General features: G+C 67.0%; 17 protein-coding genes. 2 read left to right on the top strand and 15 right to left on the bottom strand.

Features of this window, described 5'->3' with window-relative positions; all coding sequences use genetic code 11:
• Positions 1-339: 339 nt before the first annotated feature.
• Both ACVOME_RS07090 and ACVOME_RS07085 read left to right on the top strand, forming a co-directional pair.
• Entirely contained in the window at positions 340-3,414 is a 3,075-nt protein-coding gene (locus ACVOME_RS07090; RefSeq protein ID WP_481504890.1) for a TonB-dependent receptor, read from the top strand.
• A 157-nt stretch (positions 3,415-3,571) separates the two neighbouring features.
• Positions 3,572-3,766: a heavy-metal-associated domain-containing protein gene (locus tag ACVOME_RS07085; RefSeq protein ID WP_053516712.1), complete on the top strand. Its 195-nt coding sequence runs from the start codon at positions 3,572-3,574 to the stop codon at positions 3,764-3,766.
• Between the two features lie 88 nt (positions 3,767-3,854).
• Here the strand turns inward: ACVOME_RS07085 and cueR are convergent, their stop codons facing one another.
• The 15 genes from cueR to hisG form a co-directional block, all read right to left on the bottom strand.
• The gene (cueR, locus tag ACVOME_RS07080) at positions 3,855-4,292 is read right to left on the bottom strand and encodes a Cu(I)-responsive transcriptional regulator (protein ID WP_065182695.1); all 438 of its coding nucleotides are present in this window, start codon (positions 4,290-4,292) and stop codon (positions 3,855-3,857) included.
• Between the two features lie 13 nt (positions 4,293-4,305).
• Positions 4,306-6,798, bottom strand: a complete 2,493-nt coding sequence (locus tag ACVOME_RS07075; protein ID WP_065182696.1) for a heavy metal translocating P-type ATPase — start codon at positions 6,796-6,798, stop codon at positions 4,306-4,308.
• Between the two features lie 151 nt (positions 6,799-6,949).
• On the bottom strand, positions 6,950-9,907 hold the full coding sequence (locus ACVOME_RS07070; protein WP_478452684.1) for a TonB-dependent receptor plug domain-containing protein: 2,958 nt from the start codon (positions 9,905-9,907) through the stop codon (positions 6,950-6,952).
• A gap of 296 nt (positions 9,908-10,203) precedes the next feature.
• Positions 10,204-10,944, bottom strand: coding sequence for a copper homeostasis protein CutC (locus ACVOME_RS07065; RefSeq protein ID WP_481504889.1), 741 nt, complete (start codon positions 10,942-10,944; stop codon positions 10,204-10,206).
• Positions 10,941-11,939, bottom strand: coding sequence for a glycosylasparaginase (locus ACVOME_RS07060; RefSeq protein ID WP_053516718.1), 999 nt, complete (start codon positions 11,937-11,939; stop codon positions 10,941-10,943). The genes ACVOME_RS07065 and ACVOME_RS07060 overlap by 4 nt, the downstream gene beginning before the upstream one ends.
• Before the next feature lie 50 nt (positions 11,940-11,989).
• Entirely contained in the window at positions 11,990-13,012 is a 1,023-nt protein-coding gene (locus ACVOME_RS07055) for a glucokinase (protein ID WP_197600508.1), read from the bottom strand.
• A 157-nt stretch (positions 13,013-13,169) separates the two neighbouring features.
• Positions 13,170-14,759, bottom strand: coding sequence for a calcineurin-like phosphoesterase C-terminal domain-containing protein (locus ACVOME_RS07050; RefSeq protein WP_481504888.1), 1,590 nt, complete (start codon positions 14,757-14,759; stop codon positions 13,170-13,172).
• 124 nt (positions 14,760-14,883) lie between these two features.
• Positions 14,884-15,504, bottom strand: coding sequence for a bifunctional phosphoribosyl-AMP cyclohydrolase/phosphoribosyl-ATP diphosphatase HisIE (gene hisIE / locus ACVOME_RS07045; RefSeq protein ID WP_461289056.1), 621 nt, complete (start codon positions 15,502-15,504; stop codon positions 14,884-14,886).
• Positions 15,494-16,270 (bottom strand): imidazole glycerol phosphate synthase subunit HisF, encoded by a 777-nt coding sequence (gene hisF / locus ACVOME_RS07040; RefSeq protein WP_481504887.1) that lies wholly within the window; start codon positions 16,268-16,270, stop codon positions 15,494-15,496. Before hisF ends, hisIE begins: the two co-directional genes overlap by 11 nt.
• Positions 16,264-16,998 (bottom strand): 1-(5-phosphoribosyl)-5-[(5-phosphoribosylamino)methylideneamino]imidazole-4-carboxamide isomerase, encoded by a 735-nt coding sequence (hisA, locus tag ACVOME_RS07035; RefSeq protein WP_053516723.1) that lies wholly within the window; start codon positions 16,996-16,998, stop codon positions 16,264-16,266. The genes hisF and hisA overlap by 7 nt, the downstream gene beginning before the upstream one ends.
• Positions 16,995-17,597 (bottom strand): imidazole glycerol phosphate synthase subunit HisH, encoded by a 603-nt coding sequence (gene hisH / locus ACVOME_RS07030; protein WP_053516724.1) that lies wholly within the window; start codon positions 17,595-17,597, stop codon positions 16,995-16,997. Before hisH ends, hisA begins: the two co-directional genes overlap by 4 nt.
• Positions 17,594-18,667, bottom strand: a complete 1,074-nt coding sequence (gene hisB, locus ACVOME_RS07025) for a bifunctional histidinol-phosphatase/imidazoleglycerol-phosphate dehydratase HisB (RefSeq protein WP_053516725.1) — start codon at positions 18,665-18,667, stop codon at positions 17,594-17,596. Before hisB ends, hisH begins: the two co-directional genes overlap by 4 nt.
• A complete protein-coding gene (gene hisC, locus ACVOME_RS07020; RefSeq protein WP_481504886.1) occupies positions 18,664-19,758 on the bottom strand; it encodes a histidinol-phosphate transaminase in 1,095 nt (364 codons plus the stop codon). The genes hisB and hisC overlap by 4 nt, the downstream gene beginning before the upstream one ends.
• Positions 19,755-21,050, bottom strand: coding sequence for a histidinol dehydrogenase (gene hisD, locus ACVOME_RS07015; RefSeq protein ID WP_065175580.1), 1,296 nt, complete (start codon positions 21,048-21,050; stop codon positions 19,755-19,757). Before hisD ends, hisC begins: the two co-directional genes overlap by 4 nt.
• Positions 21,047-21,958, bottom strand: a complete 912-nt coding sequence (gene hisG, locus ACVOME_RS07010; RefSeq protein WP_053516728.1) for an ATP phosphoribosyltransferase — start codon at positions 21,956-21,958, stop codon at positions 21,047-21,049. The genes hisD and hisG overlap by 4 nt, the downstream gene beginning before the upstream one ends.
• Positions 21,959-21,975 lie beyond the last annotated feature (17 nt).

Here is a 21,975-nt window from a genome sequence, read left to right as displayed (position 1 = left end):
GCGCGGCCTCCTGGCCGGCCTGCCGGGGAATCGCGCGAGAAAACGTTTCCAGCCGATTCAGAAAAACGTCATGCCCCCGCCATGGCAATACCATATTGCGCAGCAGCATGCGCCGACGGGCAACCCATGCTAAAAAACGCCCGCCCATCGCTTAGATCGATCCAAGACGACGTTGCGGTGGCCGGGAGTTTGGGGAAGCAGCGACAGGACGGGCCGGCACAGACACAGGATGCAGTTGCAACTGCGTAGCGACCGCACCGGCATCACCACAGATTAGATCGATTCAAGTCATCCGCACCACGTCACACGTCAGCGGATCAATCCAGGAGAGAGGGAGAGATGGGAATGAGTCACTCAAAACGCATGCATGGCCAGGACGCGCTGTCGCTGGCCATCGCGCTGGCATTGGCCGCCGCCGTCCTGCCGGCGGGCGCCGCCGCGCAGCAGGCCACCACCGGCACGCCCGACGCCACCACGCTGGACAGCGTCCAGGTCACCGGCTACCGCTACGCCATCGAAAAGAGCCTTGAGCAGAAGCGCGACGCCAACGCCGTGGTCGAAGTAATCACGGCCGAAGACGTCGGCAAGTTCCCCGACAAGAACGTGGCCGACGCGCTGCAGCGCGTACCGGGCGTGGTCATCACCCGCGACGGCGGCGAAGGCAAGACGGTCAGCGTGCGCGGCCTCGCTGCAGACCTTACGCTGACCCAGTTGAACGGCAACTACGTCGCCACCTCCGAGACCAACGACGAGGCGACCCGCTCTTTCAACTACACCCTTCTGCCGTCCAACATGCTGTCCAGCGCCGAGCTGTTCAAATCGCCGGAAGCGCGCATCGATGAAGGCGGCATCGGCGGCACGGTCATCCTGCACACCCGGCGCCCTCTGGACATGGAGTCCAACTCGGGCTTCGTCACCCTCGAAGGCACCTCGTCGGATACCAGTCACGACATCGATCCGCAGGCCTCCGCACTGTACTCGTGGCACAGCAAGGACGAGCGTTTCGGCGTGCTGGTCGGCGTGACCCAGCAGAAGCGCACCAGCCGCACCATGGAAGTCACCACCGAGAACTATCAGTGGTACGGCACCGATACCGATGCGCGCGACGTGCATGGCAACCCCATGCTGCAGGACGGCATCGAGTACTGGTGGGGCAACTCCGGCTTCAACAACCAGAACGGTCGCAACTACACCGACTTCTTCATGCCGACCTCGGTCAATTTCGCGGTGAAGGAGGAAACGCGCGAGCGCAAGGGCGGGCAGCTGACCTTCCAGTTCAAGCCGGTCGACAACGTGACCATGACGGCCAACTACTTCCGCTTCGAGCTGGAGGGCAACTACGCCCAGCACATGCTGAAGGTGCCGGAGTGGAGCATGGCCCGCTTCAATGGTGACGGCAACTGGGCCGGCGGCCGCATGCTCAACGGGCTGGACTTCGATCCCAGCGGCACCGTCGTCACCGGCGCGCAGTTCGAGAAGCTGGCCGGCAAGACCTATTACTGCAATGAAGCCGAGGCCGAAGCGGCCGGGCTCGAGCCGGGGGGCTGGGGCCCCGATGACTGCACCATTCCGACCCCGCAGCTCACCGGCGGCTACAGCCGCGAAAAGGCGCTCTCGCAGACCGCCGACCTCAGCATCGACTGGGATATCAGCCCGCTGTGGAAGGCGTCGTTCACCGGCGGCCGCACCTGGTCCGAAGGCGGTCCCTCGATGAACTTCCGCATGTCGGCCAAACCGCGTCGGCAGACCAATGGCGTGTGGGAATCGTCCAGCAGCACCTCCTGGGACCTGACCGGCACGCCGTCGGGCACCTTCGCTCCCGACCTGCAGCAGCAGCTCATGGCCGGCATCGCCGAGATCGACACCGGTTCGACCGACTCGTCCTGGAAGCAGACCGAGATCAAGCAGAACTATTTCCAGGCCGATGTCACCAAGCTGTTCGAATCCGGCTGGCTGGACTCGATCCAGTTCGGTGCCAAGTATCGTGACGGCACGGTGCACCGCAACACCGGCAATACCTACTGGGTGTGCCAGGGCCGAGACCCGTCGGACTACGACAACAACCGCTACCAGAGCGGCTGCGACCCTACGGCCAATATCGCCCAGCCCGGCTTCTTCCTGTCCAACCCGATCAGCAACATCCCCGGCGGCTTCAATACCAACGTGTTCCCGGGCATCAACTATCCGGCCTACATCGATTACCTGAACAAGACCTACGGCGGTTCGCACAACCGTGTCGAGGACGACTTCATCTACAACGTCAACGAGAAGATCTACTCGGGCTACTTCCAGGCCAACTTCCGCACCGAGCGGGTGCGCGGCAACGTGGGCGTGCGCGTGGTGCGCACCAAGCAGCTGGCGCAGTCCACCGATTCGATCGAGCGTTTCGACGACTACTTCCTCGACAACGCCGCAGGCGCACCGATGGCGTGCTCCGACCCGGCCGCGGCGGCCTACCCGAACTACAGCTGCGAGAGCGGTTTCGTGCGCCTGCCCTACAACCTGGCACAGAGCAAGAGTTTCGAGCTGCTGGGCGTGAACCGCACCTACACCGACGTCCTGCCGAGCTTCAACATCGCCTGGGACATCACCGATACCCTGCTGCTGCGCGGCGCCGCCTCCAAGGTCATCGCACGCCCCGGCTACACCGAGATCGGCGCTCCGGGCAGCCTGCGCTACTACAGCGAGGAGTACGTCAATGACCGCCGCGTGGCCGGCGGTGCACCGACCCCGGGCTGGACCGGCGACGGCAGCAACAAGCAGCTTGAACCCTTCGAGGCCACCCAGTTCGACCTCGGCCTGGAGTGGTACTTCCAGCCTGGCGCGGTGGCCGGCGTGGGCCTGTTCCGCAAGAACGTGGACAACTTCACCGTGCCTGTCGTGCGCGACATGCAGATGCAGGTCGGTGGCGAAACCGTGACCGTGCAGGACTACGAGACCCGTGCCAACGGCCAGGACGGTGTGTCGCAGGGCGTGGAGCTGTACGGCCAGTACACCTTCGATTTCGGCGTCGGCGTGCAGGCGAACTACACCTACAACGACACCAACCTGGCCTCGATCGTGCTGGATGGGCAGAACATCGGCTCGTCGCCGCTGGTCGGCAGCGCCAAGAACCAGGCCAACGTGACGGTGTTCTACGAGAACGACACGTTCCTTGCCCGCGCCTCGTACAACCGTCGCGGCCAGGTGGTCGGCGGACTGAACAACGGCATGACGGTCTACACCGAGCCGTACGACCAGCTTGATCTCAACGTGGCCTACAACCTCACCCCGGAGTGGACCCTGACCGCGTCGGTGATCAACGCCACCAAGTCCGAGCAGCGCGTGCATCTGGGCAATGACACCAAGGCCCGCCTGATCTCCAATACCTACGCGGGCCGCCAGCTGTACTTCGGCGCGACCTGGAAGTTCTAAGGCAGTCGCCCCGCCCGGCGCGGGGACATTCCTCCACGGCAGCCACGCTGGTACAGGTGGCTGCCGTTTTTCATGGGCACCGCGGAGGCATCACTTGACCCTGCCATCGTTGGAAGGTGCACACTGGCTGCATTCCCCGGAACCGAAGGAGCTACAGATGGACTTCCATGTTGACGGCATGACCTGCGGCGGATGCGCGCGCAGCGTGACCCGCGCGATCCAGAGCGTTGATCCGCAGGCCCGCGTGGTCGCCGATCCGCCGACAGGCCGCGTGCAGGTGCAGACCACGGCCAGCGAAGCGGAGATCTTCGCCGCTGTGAAGGACGCAGGCTTCCCGCCGCGCACCGCCTGATCGCCCGGCTCCGGGCGATGCTCACGTCGTTCTGAAGGAGCCACAGCACTCCCGCCGCGCAGGTGCGAAGACCCCTGCGCCCCGCGGCTCAGCTCCGGCGCGCCTGCCGCCGCGCCGCGACTGGCTCCGCGCCTTCCTCGCCCTCCTCCAGCCGCTGCAGGATCGGACACTCCGGCCGCTCGTCGCCCGCACAGCAGCTGATCAGCGACTTCAGCGTATCGGCCATCTGCCGCATGTGGTCGATGCGCTGCTCGAGATCATCGATGTGCTGCTCGGCCAGGCGCTTGACGTCGGCGCTGTGGCGCGAGGTATCGTTCCACAGACCCAGCAGATCCGTGATCTCGGCGACCGAGAATCCCAGGTCCCGCGCGCGGCGTATGAACCGCAGTCGATGCACGTCGGCGTGCGAATAGGCCCGGTAGCCGGATGCCGTACGGTCGGCAGCAGGAATCAGCCCGATCTGCTCGTAGTAGCGGATCATCTTCGCCGAAACGCTCGATGCCTTCGCGGCCTCACCGATGTTCAAGACAGTCTCCTTTTCAGTGGCTGGCGGCGTCGGCCATTGGCGCCCGGAAGCGACGCAGGCGCAGTGCATTGCCCAGCACGAACACGCTGGACAGTGCCATCGCACCGGCGGCGAATACCGGCGACAGCAGGATGCCGAAAGCCGGATACAGCACGCCGGCGGCCACCGGAATCAGAGCGGTGTTGTAGGCGAAGGCCCAGAACAGATTCTGCCGGATGTTGCCAAGGGTGGCCCTGGACAGCGCGATGGCATTGGGCACGCCCAGCAGACTGCCGGACATCAGCACTACATCGGCCGATTCCACCGCCACATCGGTACCGGTGCCGATGGCCAGGCCCACATCCGCCTCCGCCAGCGCCGGCGCATCGTTGATGCCGTCGCCGACGAAGGCCACGTGACCATGCGCAGCCTTGAGGCGTCGCACCGCCTCCACCTTGCCTTCGGGCAGCACTTCGGCCACGACCTCGTCGATGCCCAGCTGGCGTGCGATCGCCTGTGCGGTGCGCGCATTGTCGCCGGTGATCATCGCCACCTTCAGTCCCAGCGCATGCAGTGCGGTGATGGCGGCCGGCGTGCTCGTCCTGATCGGGTCGGACACTGCGATCACCGCTGCCAGCCGGCCATCGAAGGCGGCGTACAGCGGCGACTTTCCTTCACCTCCCAGACGCTGCACCAGCGCGGCAACGCCATCGATATCAACGCCCTGCGTTCGCATGAACCGGTCGGCCCCGACTTCAATGCGGCTTCCCTGCACGATCGCACGCACCCCCATGCCGGTGACCGATTCGAACTCCTGCAGGGCCGGCACGGAGATGCCCTCCTCCTCGGCGGCCATCACGATCGCGCGTGCGATCGGATGCTCCGAGCGCGATTCAACGGCCGCGACCGCGCCCAGCACCGCCGCTCGCGCAAAACCGTTGCTCAGCTCCAGATCGGTCAATCGCGGGCGGCCCTCGGTCAGGGTTCCGGTCTTGTCCACCGCCACCACCCGCGCATCCTTCAGCAACTGCAGTGCCTCGCCCTTGCGGAACAGCACGCCCATCTCCGCGCCCCGCCCGGTGCCGACCATGATCGAGGTCGGCGTTGCCAGCCCCATCGCACAGGGGCACGCAATGATCAGCACGGCCACGGCATTGACCAGGGCGAAGGTAAGCGCCGGGGACGGCCCGAGCAGCAGCCACGCCACGAAGGTGGCCAACGCGGCCAGCATCACCGCAGGCACGAACCACAGCGTGACCCTGTCGACCACGGCCTGGATCGGCAGTTTCGACCCCTGTGCCTGTTCAACCAGGCGGATGATCTGCGCAAGCACGGTCTGCGCACCTACCGCCGTGGCACGCACGGTCAGTGCTCCCTGCTGGTTGACCGTACCACCGACCACGGCCGCGCCCGATGCCTTTTCAACCGGAACCGGCTCACCGCTGATCATCGACTCATCGACGAAGCTGCGCCCCTCGACCACCTCGCCATCCACCGGGACGCGTTCGCCGGGACGTATTTCCACGAGGTCGTCACTGACCACCTCGCCCACCGGGACGTCGACCACCCGACCATCGCGTACTACGTGGGCGACCTTGGCCTGGAGCTTGACCAGCCGCTTGATGGCTTCCGACGTACGGCCCTTGGCACGCGCCTCGAGAAAGCGGCCCAGCAGGATCAGCGCGACGATCACCGCCGCAGCTTCGTAATAGACGTTCACCGTGCCGGGCGGCAGCAGCCGCGGTGCGAAGGTCGCGATCACCGAGTAGCCGAACGCCGCCGCGGTGCCCACCGCGACCAGCGAGTTCATGTCCGGTGCCAAACGCAGCAGTGCCGGAATGCCCTTCTGGTAGAAGCGCCGGCCGGGAATCACGAGAACCAGCGTGGTCAGCACGAACTGCACATACCAGCTGGCCTGCAACCCGATGGTCGACATCACCCAGTGGTGCATGCCCGGGATCAGATGCGATCCCATCTCCAGTATGAACACCGGCAGGGCCAGCACGCTGGCCAGTATCAGCGCGTGTTTGAGTTCAGCACGCTCGGCGTCCTTCTTCTCCCCGCCGTCATCGGCCTGCGCGCTGCCATCGAGAAGACGAGCGCCGTAGCCCGCCCTGTCGATCGCCGCCAGCAGCGCCTCCACGTCTGCTGCGCCGCGAACGGTGGCACGCTCGGTGGCCAGGTTGACGCTCGCCGCGCTCACGCCCGGCACGGCCAGCAGTGCGCGTTCGACCCGGCCCACGCAGGACGCGCAGGTCATGCCCTCCACGGCCAGCTCCACGGTCGTGGCCGCAACCTCATAGCCGGCCTTGTGCACCGCCTGGATCAAGGCGGCGCGGTCCACCGGCCCCGACGGACGGATATCGGCACGTTCCGTGGCCAGGTTCACCGAGACGCTGCCGACCCCCTCCACCTTGGCCAGCGCGGCCTCGACCCGGCCTACGCAGCTCGCGCAGGTCATGCCTTCGATGGGCAGGCTGATCGGATCAGGCACGGAAGCGGCGGTGTTGGCGTGCGACAGGCTCATGACTGGATTCCCGGGTTCCTTCTGGACCGGAACAGGCTAAACCTTGCCATCGTGGGAAGGTCAAATCCAGCCTGTCCTGTCCGGCGGCCCAGCGGTCAGTTCATCCGCGGGGCATGGATCCACCGGTCGAGGGTGGATCCATGGCGCGGGCTCAGAACGTGAACACGTATTCCAGCGCGAACTCGCGGCCGACCGCACCGAGCAACCGGGTCGGCGCGAAATCGTAGTCCAGCTTGTAGGGATCCTTGTGGTTCCAGCTGGCCGAGTTGAAGACGTTGTTGACGTACACATTGACCTTGGCGCGTTCAGTCACCTGATAGCCCACATTGACGTTCCAGGTGATGAACGGTCCAACCCGGCCGTAGTAGCGCGCCGTGCGCTGGCCGGCGTTCGGATTCGGATTCGGCGAACCGTCGGGACGCGTGGCAGGTTCCAGGCAGTCCAGCGAAGGACTGTCGCTGGGTACGTAGCCATCGGCGAACGGCAGGCAGCCGCCGGGATTGTCCAGGCGGTCGGTGCCCCAGTGGTAACGCACGCCCGGCACCGAGCCGATGCGGTCGGCGTACACATTCGCGTTCCAGTGACCACGCTGCCAGGCCAGGCTCGCTCGCAGCTTGCTGCGCAGGTCGCGGTCACGGCGCTGCGGATTCGGATCCGCGGCATAGCGCTGCTCCTTGGTCGACAGCTGGTTGGTGTAGTTCACGCCGAACTGGAAGCTTCCCCATGCCGCGCTGTCCCACCGGTAACGCGCGGTCAGGTCGATACCGCGGACCTCCCGGCTGGCCAGGTTGAACGGCCCCCGCTCGATCGACACCAGGCGGCCATTGCTGTCGCGGTTCACGCGCGCGAGGATGCCGGCGCAGTAGTCCGCACCGGCCGGATTGGCCCACGGCGTGCCGTCGATGTTCAGTCCCGTGCGGCAGCCCGCTTCGCTGGCCAGCACCTCGTCGGCGCCGACATCGACGATCATGTCCTCCAGCTTGATGGCCCAGTAGTCGGCACTGATCGAAAGATTGGACATCACATCCCAGACGAATCCGACCGTCCATGAATCCCCCGTTTCCGAGCGCAGCAGCGGAGTACCGCGACGATTCACGTCGAACGTGTACCAGACATCGGTATTGCCCACTCCACAGTTGTTGACCAGATAGGCACCGCTTTCGATGCAACGCAGGCGGTCATAGGTCTGCACCTCGGAACTGCTGGGCTGCCCCAGCAGGTAGTGCATGTCAGGCGCGTGGAAGCTGGTGGCGTAGGAACCGCGTACCAGCAGCGACTCCACCGGCCGCCATTCCAGACCGACATTCCAGGTGGTCTCCTTCTGGCTGCCGATCTCCAGCGCCTCTACATTGGCGTCGGCCTTGTAACTGCCGTAACGGTCATAGCGTGCCGCCGCGGTGGCGATCACGCTGTCCAGCAGTGGAATCTTGAACTCCACGCCCGCCGAGTAGCGCGTGCGCTCGCCGCCACCGCGATCAACGTTCTGCAGGTCGAAATCGATGCCGGCGCGAGGGTCGGGAGCGAGGTGATATCCCTGTTGCGCCACCTCGGCCACCGCCGCGAACGAAACAGGCCCCGCCCAGCCCTGGAACAACTCACCGGTGATGTCCGCCGACGCCTGGTTGACCCAGGAAGACGCACGGTTCTTCGCCACCGTACCCATCTGCCAGTACTGGTCCGGCGTGAGCGGGTTCCACCAGCGTGCTTCGTCCAGTGCGTAGATCGCTTCACCATCCGCCGTCGTACCCAGGCGCGGGCCGAGGAAGAAGTCATAGGACTTCTGCTCGTCCACTACATTCTGCCGCTCTTCCACGCGGTAGTAGGAACGGCCGATGGTGGCACTCCAGTCGAAGCGGTCCGCCAGGCGCCCGCGCAGGCCTGCACTCCAGTCCCAGGACAGCTCCCGGTTGGTGTTGCGAAGGGTGTCCAGGCCGCCCACTTCGTTGGGCGTGAACTGGCGCACGCCCAGGATCGCGCGGTTGCGGTTGGCATCCCAGTAGTAGCCGTTGTCATCATCGATGAGCGTCACGCTGGGCGGATTGGTCCCCCAGATCGCCTCCGACCGGTACACCGCCAGGTTGGTCCAGCCCTGCAGGTCGCTGTCGAAATCGAACGTGGCATACAGATTGCCGGACACATTCTCGGCACCACCGGTCAGCAGCCAGTTGGCATAGTCGGCCGTCATGCCACACAACTGCCCGGTATTGGTGATCGTATCGGTGTTGTAGTTGTAGACCAGTCGATCGGCGGTGTAGTACTCGCCGTCGAACTTCTCGCAGGTGCCGGTCGGCGGCGCCAGTCGCTGGCCGGTACCCGGGTCGATCAGGGCCAGGCCGGCGGTAGGACGGAAACCGACCTTGCGCTGTTCCATGTTCCAGGAGGGGCGCGGCGCATCATCGGCATCATCCATCTGCGGCCGGTTACGGCCGAACAGCGGATCGCGCTTGGTGTACTGCAGCGCGTAGGTCACGCTCCAGTTGTCTCCGGTCCTGCCACCCGCCCACGACAGATCCCAGGTATCGCGACCACCTTCAGTGGAGGTGCCGCCGCGCACGCGCACTTCGTCGCCGTCGTAGTGGGTCTTCAGGATGACGTTGACCACGCCTGCAATGGCATCCGAGCCGTAGATCGCAGAGGCGCCGCCGGTCAGGACCTCGATGCGCTCCACCGCAGCGGCGGGAATGTTGCCGTAGTTGGAGAAATTGGTCTCCCCGCCATAGGGCAACGGGTAGTCGGCCACGCGACGGCCATTGACCAGCAGCAGTGAGCGGTTGGGGCCCATCCCGCGCAGATTCAGGCCGCTGGCGTTGGGCGTGTGCGAGCCCCACTGCGACGCCGCCTCCACGGTGCCGGTGGCTTCGGTCAATGTCTTCAGCGCATCGTACACGCTGACAAAGCCTTCCTTCTGGATCTGCTGCGCGGTGATCACGTTGACGGGAGCTGGGCCTTCGACGCTGGCACGCTTGATGCGCGAGCCAGTGACGGTGACCGCGTCGAGATCCTTGGTGGACGAACCTGAGACTTCCTGTGCATTGGCAGCCAGCGGAAGCAGGGCCAGGACCAGGGCCTGGGACAGCAGGTGACGACGATTGCGGACGAACTGAGCCATGTGGTCACTCTCGGAGGGTGTGGTCGCACGGATGGGTGGTGGCGCGGCACTACGGAAGATCCAGGTGCCGGACTCGGTTCAAGCCGATTCCGACGCCCCCCTGTGGATCGATCCAAACTAAAGCACGGCTGAACCGGAGAGAGCATTCCGCGGCGCAACACGCCGCTGCGGATCCGCTGCCATCCCCGCTTGAAAAGTCGATGAATCAGTGGCTTGCGCAGGTTGGCCGCCGCAGGCCGGAGATGAACTGATGACACGCGAGCGGCAGACCCGCGCGGAACCGACTTCGCCCGGTATCAGGACAGATCGCCGTCCAGCGCCCGCCGCAGCCCCGCCACGATTGCGGCATCGGTCTGATCCCAGTGCGGGTCCAGCCCGCGCAGTGCCGGGTTGTGGAACTGCATGGCCGAGTGCCGGCGGCTCTTGGCCGACGCGTGCAGCTCAACGCAGCCGCTGTGCCGCGCCACCGCAGCGATGTTGGCCGGGTTCAGGCCGGCACCTGCCATCACGCTGATGCGCCCCGCCGCCCGGGCGACCAGGCCTTCCAGCACGTCGACACCGGCAGCCGCGCTGGCCTGTCCCCCGGACGTCAATACACGGCTGCACCCCAGAGCGATCACCTGCTCCAACGCCGCCGGAAGGTCACGCGCGGCGTCGAAGGCACGGTGGAACGTCACCTGCAGCGGACCCGCCGCCTGGATGAGCACGCGGCATAGGGGCAGATCGATATCGCCCTGCCGGTCCAACGCACCGATCACCACGCCATCGCAGCCCAGCGCACGGCACTGTGCGATATCGCGCAGCATCAGCTCGGCCTCCAGGGCGTCGTAGTGAAAATCGCCCGGCCGCGGCCGCACCAGCACGAACAGCGGAATCGACAGGCGTTCGCGGGCCATGGCGATGCTGGCGAACGACGGTGTGGTGCCGCCCTCGGCAAGGTTGTCGAACAGTTCGATGCGGTCGGCACCACCGGCCTGCGCGGCCAACGCCGAAGCCAGCGAGTTGCTGGCGATCTCCAGGGTGAGCCGCGTGCTCACGCCTGTGTGCTCGTGTAGATCGACGGTGAGTCGCGCAGGTCGTCCTGGCGCTGCGCATCGCAGACGGCATAGACGAAACCGCGATGCAGCGCATAGGCGCCCACCTCGCCCTGCTTGTTCATGGCCAGGAAGCACACCTGCAGGGTCCTGCTTGCCTCGGGACGCTTGCGTACCACGCGGTCGATCGCCTCACGGCAGGCCTGGGCGGGCGTTCGACCCTGGCGCATCAGCTCGACCACCAGGAACGAGGCCGCATTGCGGATCATCTCTTCGCCCACGCCCGATGCGGTGGCGGCACCGACCTCGTTGTCGACGTACAGGCCGGCGCCGATGATCGGACTGTCGCCGACCCGGCCGTGCAGTTTCCAGGCCATGCCGCTGGTGGTGCAGGCACCGGCGAGATGGCCCCGGGCATCCAGCGCCAGCATGCCGATGGTGTCGTGGTTGTCGCTGTTGCCGGGAAGGCCACGTCGCTCGGCGTTGATCTGGGGCTGGTACTTCTCGGTCTTCAACCACTCGCGCCAGGCCGCTTCGGCCTGCGGCGTCAGCAGACGCCTGCGCTCGAAGCCCTGCTGCACGGCGAACTGCTGCGCCCCTTCACCCACCAGCAACACGTGCGGGCTGTTTTCCATCACTTTGCGGGCCACCGACACCGGGTGCGGGATGTCGACCAGCGCGGCCACCGCACCGCAGCGGCCATCGCCGTCCATGATGCTCGCGTCCAGGCTCAGCACGCCGTCCCGATCCGGATTGCCGCAATGGCCCACGGTGGGATTGCACAGCTCGCTCTCGGCCCAGCGTGCGCCGGCCTCCACTGCGTCCAGGGCACTGCCGCCCTGCGCCAGGACCTTCCATGCCGCCTGGTTGGCCGGCACACCGAAGTCCCAGGTCGAGACCACCTTCGCTCCGCCCTGCACACGTGCCTGTACGCCCGGCAGGGCGGCCATGCCTGCCGCCAGCGCTCCGGCCTGCAGGAACTGCCTGCGATCCACCATGTTGCCTCCCAGTCTGCAACGTGTCGCCGGCCCGATGCCGGCAGCACCGATCAATCGTGTACGGGGTACCGCGCCGCGTGCCAGACGGCGGCGCCCAGCACGCCCAGTTGGCCATGTTCCACCCGCCATACCGGCACCTGCCGCAGCACGTCGGCCAGCACGCCCTTGTTGAGGAAGCGCTCGCGGAAGCGGCCATCGGCAAGGAAATCCTGCACGTGGGTGGAAATGCCGCCCGCCAGGTACACCGAGCGGGCCCCCACGGCGATGGCGGCATCGCCGGCCAGGCTGCCCAGCCAGGCGCAGAACACCTGCAGCGTCTCCACTGCAAGTGCGTCTTCGCCGCTGCGTGCGGCGCCGATCAGCGCTTCGGTGCTGGACCACACCGGAGTGACGCCACGCAGCTCGCACAGGCACGGATACAGATTCATCAGACCGCTGCCGGACAGCACACGCTCGTTGTCCACATGTGGCCACCGCTGCAGCAGCCTGCCCAGCACCTCCAGCTCCAGCGCGTTGCCGGCCCCCAGGGCAGCGTGGCCGATCTCGCTGGGCAGCACCGGACGCCCGCCATCGGCGAAGCGCAGCGCCGCGCCCAGGCCGGTACCGGCCCCCAGCACCAGCGCCGGGAACGCCATCGCCGGGTCGGCATCGCCGTTCAATGGAACCAGGGTGTCGGCCTGCAGGTAGGGAATGGCCAGTGCCACCGCCTCGAAATCATTGATCAGCTGCAGATCGCCCAGACCGGACTGTGCGCGGGTGGCGGACAACGACACCGTCCACGGCAGATTGGCATTGATCAGCACATCGCCATCGAGCAGGCCGGCGATGGCGACCACCGCCGACCGCACCGGCAGTGCGAGGCTCCGGGTGAAGTCGGCCAGAATCGCCGCCAGGCTGGAATGATCGGCACACGCGTAGGTGCGATGACGTCCAAGCCGTGGCGCCTGCCCGGGCAGCGTTTCAGCCAGCGCCAGACGGGCAAAGGTACCGCCGACATCGGCGACGACCAGGCTTCGCGGAAGACCGCCGCGGGGGGAGTCGGTGGAAACCGGGGGCACTGCTGCGATGGTCACTCTGGCCTGCTTGAATCGATTGAATCGCACCGATTCTCAGGCATCAGGGTCGCTTTGCCTAGCGCGGCGCCGCGCCGGCATGCCGGCCCTGCCAGGGCCTTGTCCGCAGCGCCCGGGTGGCGGCAGCCCGGACGCAGCGCGCGGCGGCACCTGCAGATCAGGGCTCTGCGGTCTGCAGACTATAACGGGTGGTGGCGGTGAATACCGCACCATCCGGCTGGGTCGAACGCACGTCGATCCTGTGGTCGCCCACGGCCAGGTGGGTGGGCAGCGCGCCGCGCCACAGATGCGGCGAAGCGGTGGCCTCCGGCGAGCGATCGTAACCGCGCAGCACGCTGGACAGGTCGTCCGCCGCATTCTCCACCAGCAGCCGCGGGTCGGGCTGGCGGACCTGCTTCATCGGCTGCCATGCCCCACCGTCCACGCGGTACTCGACCACGCTCGCGTCCTCACCCATGTACACGTTGGCGTAAACGCCCCACGCCGGATACGCGCCCTGGCGCAGCACCTTCGGCGCATGCAGGCCGATCTGTTCGCTGGCTGGCGCGCCGGCCACACGATACTGCAGGCGATAGCTGCCGTTGCCAGCCACATCCAGCAACGCGTAGCCCTTTGGCGTGCCGTCGCTCATGGTGCTGTCCGGCACACCGGCAGCATCCTTCACACCGGACCAGAACGCGCCGCAGTTGGCACCGACGTTGTACTCGTGCAGCGGTTTTTCGCCGTGCCAGCCCTCGGCCTTGCCATGGTAGACATGCTGCTGGGTGTGGCTGTGGCCGCTCAGGACCAGCACGTTGCGGAAGTCCTTGAGCAGGTCGAACAGGCGCTGCCGGTCGGCGTGCCGGAAGCTCTCACGACCCGGCGCTGCATCGAACAGCGGAATGTGCATGCCCAGCACCAGCAGGCGGTCGCGATGCAGACCCTTGACGTAGGCGGCAAGGAACGCGAACTGATCCTCGCGCAGGCCACCGACGTAGCTCGGCCTCGCCTTCGGGTCGTACACCACATCATCGAGGAACACGAAGCTGGCACCGCCCTCCTCCACGGCGTACGTGTCCGGGCCGTAGACGTTGCGCCAGCTGTCCAGCGAATGCTCGTCGACGGCGGCATCGAAATCGAGATCGTGGTTGCCCGGCACATGGAACCACGGCACGCCCAGCTGCGTGGTGACCTTGTTGATGGCCGGATACAGCGTCAGGTCATCATTGACGATATCGCCGAGCGTCGTGCCAAGCCGCGCCCGGGTCTGGCCGACCAGCGGCGCCACGATGGACTGCTGGTAGTAGCCGATGTCCTTGAGGCTTGCGGTCTGTGAATCAGTGAACACCAGCATCTGGAAACCACGCCGGTTGTCATGACGATCCGTCTGCAGCGCGAAGTCCCAGTTGCGGGTGGCGTCGCCGGTTGCGGCGATGCCACCGTACTTCAGTGCAGGCGAGCCGTTGGGCTGGAAATGACGCCAGAATGACGGGAGCCCGTCGCTCGCCTTCGGGAACGCGTACGCATCCGGCTTGATCACGAACACCGTCTGGCCCTCGCGCACGGGCAGGCTGTAGCTGCCATCGGCTGCGGTCTTCACGATGCGCTCGCCGTTGGACACCTGCACCCCGGCCAGGCCCGGGTCGGTCGCACCACGGCCGGGCCTGCCGTCGCGTTCCAGGTAGACCTTGCCGCTGACAACCGCATCCGCAGCCCAGGCCGGCGAGGTCAGCAACAGGCAGCACAGCCACGCAGCGGGCGATTTCATGGGCAATCCGGCAAAGAAGAAGACTACCTATTGTAGAGCGGAGCCATGGCTGTCTGCCGCCCGGATGCAGCCGGGCCGGCGCCGGCGCCGAAAGCGCGTGCGGACCGCAGGCCACATGCAGCCATCAACGATGGCGCATTTCCAGCACCCGCCGGGCGTCGTCAAGCGACAGGCCGCGTGCGCGCAGCAGCACCAGCAGGTGGTACAGCAGGTCCGAAGCCTCGCCCAGCAGCGCCGCGTCATCCTGTGCGACCGCGGCCAGAGCGGTTTCCACGCCCTCCTCGCCCACCTTCTGCGCGATACGGCGGATGCCGTCCTCGAACAGGCGGGTGGTGTAACTGCCGGGTGGACGCTGGGCTTCACGCAGGGCCACCAGTTGCCCCAGCCCGCCCAGGAAATCCTTCGGCGCCTGGTCGAAGCAGCTCTCCGCACCGGTGTGGCAGGTCGGTCCTGCCGGGCGGGCCAGCACCAGCAGCGTATCGGCATCGCAGTCCACGCTGATGGACTGCACCGCCAGCACGTTGCCGGACTGCTCGCCCTTGGTCCACAGGCGCTGCCTGCTGCGGCTGTAGAAGGTCATGTGCCCGACGGCAAGCGTCGCGGCCAGCGACTCCGCGCTGACGTAACCCAGCATCAGCACCTGCAGGGTATCGGCGTCCTGCACCACCGCGGGCAGCAGGCCGTCCCCCTTGCTCCAGTCCAGCCCCTGCAGGGCCTCCAGCGACGGTCGCACCTCAATAGACATCCCGTACCTCGATCTGCTGTTTGCGCAGGTAGCGCTTCAGGTCTGCAATGGCGATGGCGCCGCTGTGGAACACGCTGGCGGCCAGCGCACCATCCACGTCGGCGCGGTCGAAGGCCTCGGCGAAATGCTCCATCGTGCCCGCACCGCCGGACGCGATCAGCGGCACCTGGCACAACGCACGCGCCTGCTGCAGCTGGGCCACATCGTAGCCGCGGCGCACCCCATCGCTGTCCATGCAGTTCAGCACGATCTCGCCTGCGCCGCGGCGCTGTGCCTCGACGATCCAATCCAGCGTCCGTATGGGTACCGCTCGGGTCTTGTCCGGGTCGCCGCTGAAGCGGCGCACCCGCCATTCGCCATCGGCCTCGCGCACCGAGTCGACGCCGACCACCACGCACTGCACGCCGAACTCGGCAGCCAGCTCGTCGATCAGTGCGGGACGGCCCAGTGCCGGCGAATTGATCGAGATCTTGTCGGCACCGGCAAACAGCACCCGCCGTGCGGTTTCCACGCTGTCGATGCCACCGGCTACGCAGAACGGGATATCGATCAGCCGTGCGATGCGCTCGACCCAGGCCACATCGACCGAACGCGCCTCGGGGCTGGCGCCGATGTCGTAGAACACCAGCTCATCGGCCCCCTGGTCGCGGTAACGCTGCGCCAGCTCGGCGATATCCCCCATGTCCACGTGGTCACGGAAGCGCACCCCCTTGACCACCCGTCCTTCGCGCACGTCCAGGCAGGGAATGATGCGGCGACTCAGCATGCCAGCGCCTCCGCCAGGTCCATGCGCTGTTCCAGCAGCGCCTTGCCAAGGATGGCGCCGCCACAGCCGGCAGCACGCGCATCGGCCACGTCGGCCACATCGCGGATGCCACCGGAGGCCTGCACCTGCACGCCCGGCAGCAGCGACACCAGGTGCTGGTACAGGCCGATGTTCGGCCCGGCCAGCATGCCGTCGCGGGCGATATCGGTACACAACAGGTGGCGCATGCCCGCCCGTGCATACCGCAGCGCAAGGTCATCCAGGGTCACGCCCGCGTTCTCGGTCCAGCCATGCACCGGCAACTGCCACTGGCCCTGAGGGTCCTGGCGTGCATCCAGCGCGATGGTGATGTGATCGGCACCGAACGCCTGCAGCCAGCCGACCACTTCATCGGGCCTGCGCACTGCCAGCGACCCTACCACCACCCGGCTCGCGCCCGCATCGAGAATGCGCGCCACATCATCACGCCCACGCACACCGCCGCCGGTCTGCACCTGCAACGTCGTCTGCGTGCGAACCGCCGCCAGCAGCGGGGCCAGCGTGTAGCCACCGGCACGCGCTGCGTCCAGATCGACCAGGTGCATCCAACGCGCGCCCTGCGCGGCGAATGCCTGCGCGCGCGGCAGGGGATCGTCGCCGTAGTGCGTTTCCTGCGCGTAATCGCCCTGCCGCAGCCGCACCACACGGCCTTCGCGGATATCCAGTGCGGGGTAGACGGTGAAACTCATGCAGCGGTGCCCTCGAGGAAGTTGCGCAACATCAGCGATCCGGTATCGCCGGAGCGTTCGGGATGGAACTGCGCACCGAAGTAGCGCCCCTGCTCCACCACGGCAGTGAACAGGCCGCCGTGATCGCAGGCGGCCACCGTGTGGCTGTTCAATGGCGCCGCATAGCTGTGCACGAAGTAGGCGCTTGCACGATCAGGCACATCGCGCAGCAGCAGCGAGGACCGCAGTGGCAGCAGGCGGTTCCAGCCCATGTGCGGCACGCGGATGCCGCACGCCGGTACCAGCTTGCGCACCACCCCGGGAATCAGGCCGAGCGCTTCCACGCCGGCTTCTTCCGAGCGCTCGAACAGCAGCTGCATGCCCAGGCAGATGCCCATCAACGGCACCTCGATCCGTCGCAACGGCTCCACCAGTCCCTGCGCGTGCAGGCGCTGCATGCCCGGCCCTGCCGCACCGACGCCGGGCAGGATCACCCGCCGTGCGCCCGCCAGCCCCTCTGCGTCGCGTACCAGGCGCACACTGGCGCCCAGCCGTTCCAACGCATAGCGTACGGAACCCAGATTGGCACCGCCGGCATCGATCAGCGCGACTTCGCTCACAGGGCCCCCTTGGTCGAGGGCAGCGCCGTACCCTGGCGCGCCAGCGCCGGGCGCAGCGCGCGGGCCAGCGCCTTGAAACAGGCCTCCACCTTGTGGTGGTCATTGTCGCCACGCACCTGCAGATTGAGATTCAATCCACCTGCATCGCACAGCGAGCGGAAGAAATGCGGCACCAGTTCGGTCGGCATGTCGCCAACGCGCTCACGCTTGAACTCGCCCTCGAAGACGAAATAGGGCCGGCCACTGAAGTCCAGCGCTGCGCTGGCCAGGGTCTCGTCCATCGGCAGGGTGAACCCGTAGCGGCCGATGCCGCGCTTGTCACCCAAGGCTTCGCGCAGCGCCTGGCCCAGCGCCAGCCCTGTGTCCTCGATGGTGTGATGCTCGTCGATGTGCAGGTCGCCCTCGGCGCGGATGTCCAGCGCAAAACCACCGTGCTTGCCGATCTGTTCCAGCATGTGGTCGAAGAACGGCAACCCGGTGCGGATGTTGGCGTCACCGGCGCGATCCAGATCCAGCTCGACGCGTATCTTCGTTTCCTTCGTGTTGCGCTGGACCACGGCCGTGCGCGGCGCATCGGCCAGTGCGTGGGCGATGCCCGGCCAGTCCCAGTCACCGCCGAACTGCTCCGTGCGCAACTGGAAGCCACGGATGTTGAGGTTGTCGGCGAACTGCAGGTCGGTGATGCGGTCGCCGACCATCGCCGAGCGTGCCCAATCGATGCTGCGGTCCTGCAGGTAGGCCGTCATCAGGCCGATGCCGGGCTTGCGGGTCGGGGCATTGTCCTGTGGCCAGCTGCAGTCGATCAGCACATCACGAAACACGATGCCCTGGCTTTCGAAGATCTGCAGCATCAGATCGTTCGGTCCATCGAAGCTGGCGCGCGGATAGCCCTCGCTGCCGAGCCCATCCTGGTTGGTGACGATGACGAACTGGTAGCCGGCATCACGCAGCTTCAGCAGTGCCGGAATCACCTGCGGCACGAAGCGCAGCTTCTCGTAGGCGTCGATCTGGAAGTCGGAAGGTTCCTCGATGAGGGTACCGTCGCGGTCGATGAACAGGATCGGGGTCATGCAACGGCCCTCCGGGCCGACAGGGCCGCAAGCACGCGGTCATTCTCTTCGGGGCTGCCGATGCTGATCCGCAGCGCATCGTCCAGCTGCGGGGCTGCACGCTGGTCGCGCACCACCACGCCGGCCGCCAGCAACGCATCGAACGCGCCCTGGGCATCGGCAAAGCGCACCAGCAGGTAGTTGCCTGCGGACGCATGGACCTGGCGTACGCCAGGCAGGCCCTGCAGCGCAGTACGCAGGCGCTCGCGTTCGGTGATCACGGTGGCCACGCGCTCGCGTGTGCGTGCCAGCGCTCCCGGCTGCAGCGCCTGCACCGCCAGTTCCGCGCACGGCGTCGGCACCGGATACGGTGCCTGGCAGCGACGCAGCACCGCGATCAGTTCCGCTGCGGCGATCAACGTTCCGATCCGTGCGGCCGCCAGCGCATGGGCCTTTGAAAGCGTACGCAGCACTGCCACATTGGCGTGCGTGGCAAGCAGGGAGGTCGCCGAAGGACGCTGCGCGTACTCGACATAGGCTTCATCGACCACGACCAGCGCCCGACCGCGCAAGGCTTCGGCCACACGCTCGATGTCGGCCAGGGCGATATCGCTGCCGGCCGGGTTGGAGGGCGCACACAGAAACACCAGCTTCGCATTGCGCGCTCTGGCCGATTCGATCACCGCATCCAGGTCAGCGCGCAGGCCGTCGGCGGCATCGACCAGAGGCACCTCGATCAGAGGCGCGCCCTGCAGCCGTGCACAGACCGCATACATGCCGAACACCGGCGGCGTGACCAGCACACCATCGCGCCCCGGCACGCACAGCGCGCGCACCAGCAGGTCGATGGCTTCATCGCTGCCGCGCCCGACCAGCACCTGTTTCGGCTGCACGCCATACAGCGAAGCCAGTCCATCGCGCAACGCCTGTGGCTGGGGCTCTGGATAGCGCCGGCTGCGGCCCTCGGCGTCCGCGGGGTTGGCCCAGGCCGATTCGTTGGCGTTCAGCCAGACATCGCCCTGCACTGCCGCACTGCGCGCCGAGCTGTAACCTGCAAAGGCCTGCAGGTCGGGGCGCACCAGCGCCAGTACCTCGTCGATCCCGGCATTCATGCAGCCACCTCCATGCGCAGGGCAACGGCGCGCTCGTGCGCGTCCAGCCCTTCGGCGCTGGCAAGGGTGCGCGCGCAGCCGCCGATCGCCGCCAACCCGGCGGCGCTGGCACTCTGCACGCTGATGAAGTTCTGGAAGCTGGCCACGCTGACACCACTGTACGCACGTGCGGCGCCTGCGGTGGGCAGCACATGGTTGGTACCACTGCAGTAGTCGCCCAATGCCTCGGGGGTGTAATCACCCAGGAACACCGAGCCTGCAGCCTGCACCCGATCAAGCCAGCCGCGTGGTTCGCGCAGGGCCAGGATCAGGTGCTCAGGGGCGTAGCGGTTGCTGATCGCGAAGGCATCGGCCAGCGTGTCGACCAGGATCAGGCGCGACGCCGAAAGCGCCTGGCGGGCGATATCCTGCCGCGGCAGCAGCGCGACCTGGCGTTCCACTTCGGCCTCGACCGCGGCCAGCATCGCGGCATCATCGGTCAGCAGCAGCACCTGCGAATCGGGGCCGTGTTCGGCCTGCGACAGCAGATCGGCAGCCACAAACGCCGGATTGGCACCGGCATCGGCAATCACCAGAACTTCCGACGGCCCTGCAGGCATGTCGATCGCCGCTGCACCGTTCTGCGCGACCTGCTGCTTGGCTTCGGTGACGAAGCTGTTGCCGGGCCCGAACAGTTTGTCGCAGGCCGGAACGCTGGCGGTGCCATAGGCCATCGCAGCGATCGCCTGCGCGCCGCCCAGCTTGAAAACGCGTTGCACGCCGGTCAGCCGGGCAGCCACCAGCACCGCCGGATCGGCGCTGCCGTCGGCGCGCGGGGGTGTGCACAGCACCACCTGCGGGCACCCGGCCAGCTGCGCCGGCACGCCCAGCATCAACGCCGTGGACGGCAACGGTGCGCTGCCGGCCGGCACATACAGGCCGACCCGGCCGATCGGCCGCAGCATGCGTTCACAGACCACGCCCGGCGCGGTCTCCACCGCATAGCCCTGGCCCATGCCTGCGCTGTGGAAGCGCGCGATGCGCCCGGCCGCTTCCACCATGGCCTGGCGCAGATCGCCTGGCACCGCCGCTTCGGCAGTCGCGAATTCGGCGTCAGACACTTCAAAAGACGGCAGTTGCACACCGTCAAAGCGTGCGGTGATCACACGCAGCGCCTCGTCGCCCTGCGCGCGCACCTGCGCGATCAGGGTCGCGACCGCATCGCGCGTCTGCTGGGCCACGGCCTGCACCGGACGGGTCAGTGCCGCGCTGCGCGCAGCCTCATCAAGTTGCGACCAGATCAGACGATTCATGCCAGCGACCGCTCCACGCTCAACACCATCAGGCCCTGCGCGCCCGCACGCTCAAGCTCTTCCATGCGCTGCCAGCTCAGTGGTCCGGGGCACATGGTCTGCAGCCGCAGCGTGCCGCCGTCAGCCGGCAGGCGCTCCAGCGGCCCGGCATCGGCCAGCAGCTGGGCCAGGGCATCAACACGGTCTTCGCTGGCGCGGAACATCAGCAGCTTGCGGTCCTGCTTCTGTACCACGCCATCGAGACGGCGCAGCAGCATGGCGCGCAGGCCCGCTCGAGCGTCATCGGGCACGCGCACCGCACCGGCCAGCACCGCCTCGCTGTCCAGCAGGTTGTGCACCGGCACAAGCTGGTTGGCACGCAGGGTGGCACCGCTCGACACCAGATCGCAGATCAGGTCGGCCGTGCCCAGCCGTGGGGCGATCTCAACCGAACCGGACAGCTCCACCACCTGCGCGTCCACGCCCTGCTCAACCAGCCATGCCTTGAGGATGGCGGGATAGCTGGTGGCGATGCGCATGCCGGCCAGCTGCGCCGGCCCCTGCCATTGCCAGTCCTCCGGCACCGCCAGCATCAGCCGGCACTGGCCGAAACCCAGCCCCCGCAGGGCCTGATAGGCATCCGGCAGGCCGATCTGGCGACGCGCGGCGGCCTGCTCGTCCAGTTCGTTGCGACCGACGATGCCCAGGTCGCAGACACCGTCGGCAATCAGGCCAGGAATGTCGTCGTCGCGCACCAGCAGCAGGTCCACCGGCAACGATTCTCCGTAGCAGAACAGCTTGTCGCGGCTTTCGCGCCAACTCAGGCCGCAGGCACTGAGCAGGTTGCGGGCGGGCTCGGCAAGCCGCCCGCTCTTCTGGATGGCGATACGCAGCCGGTCTCGTGCCGGGGCTGCCTGGGTTGCACTCATGGGAAGGTCTCGAAGTT

It is taken from the genome of Stenotrophomonas sp. STEN008, assembly GCF_056760435.1.
The sequence above is the reverse complement of the archived record's forward strand: the minus strand, read 5'-3'. Positions and strand labels throughout refer to the sequence as shown.

What these genes read in the sequence shown, in the direction of transcription:
- ACVOME_RS07090 (WP_481504890.1), top strand. Translation starts at nt 340, where the DNA reads ATGGGAATGAGTCACTCAAAACGCATGCATGGCCAGGACGCGCTGTCG.
- ACVOME_RS07085 (WP_053516712.1), top strand. Translation starts at nt 3,572, where the DNA reads ATGGACTTCCATGTTGACGGCATGACCTGCGGCGGATGCGCGCGCAGC.
- ACVOME_RS07075 (WP_065182696.1), bottom strand. Translation starts at nt 6,798, where the DNA reads ATGAGCCTGTCGCACGCCAACACCGCCGCTTCCGTGCCTGATCCGATC.
- ACVOME_RS07070 (WP_478452684.1), bottom strand. Translation starts at nt 9,907, where the DNA reads ATGGCTCAGTTCGTCCGCAATCGTCGTCACCTGCTGTCCCAGGCCCTG.
- ACVOME_RS07060 (WP_053516718.1), bottom strand. Translation starts at nt 11,939, where the DNA reads ATGGTGGATCGCAGGCAGTTCCTGCAGGCCGGAGCGCTGGCGGCAGGC.
- ACVOME_RS07050 (WP_481504888.1), bottom strand. Translation starts at nt 14,759, where the DNA reads ATGAAATCGCCCGCTGCGTGGCTGTGCTGCCTGTTGCTGACCTCGCCG.
- hisIE (WP_461289056.1), bottom strand. Translation starts at nt 15,504, where the DNA reads ATGTCTATTGAGGTGCGACCGTCGCTGGAGGCCCTGCAGGGGCTGGAC.
- hisF (WP_481504887.1), bottom strand. Translation starts at nt 16,270, where the DNA reads ATGCTGAGTCGCCGCATCATTCCCTGCCTGGACGTGCGCGAAGGACGG.
- hisA (WP_053516723.1), bottom strand. Translation starts at nt 16,998, where the DNA reads ATGAGTTTCACCGTCTACCCCGCACTGGATATCCGCGAAGGCCGTGTG.
- hisB (WP_053516725.1), bottom strand. Translation starts at nt 18,667, where the DNA reads ATGACCCCGATCCTGTTCATCGACCGCGACGGTACCCTCATCGAGGAA.
- hisC (WP_481504886.1), bottom strand. Translation starts at nt 19,758, where the DNA reads ATGAATGCCGGGATCGACGAGGTACTGGCGCTGGTGCGCCCCGACCTG.
- hisD (WP_065175580.1), bottom strand. Translation starts at nt 21,050, where the DNA reads ATGAATCGTCTGATCTGGTCGCAACTTGATGAGGCTGCGCGCAGCGCG.
- hisG (WP_053516728.1), bottom strand. Translation starts at nt 21,958, where the DNA reads ATGAGTGCAACCCAGGCAGCCCCGGCACGAGACCGGCTGCGTATCGCC.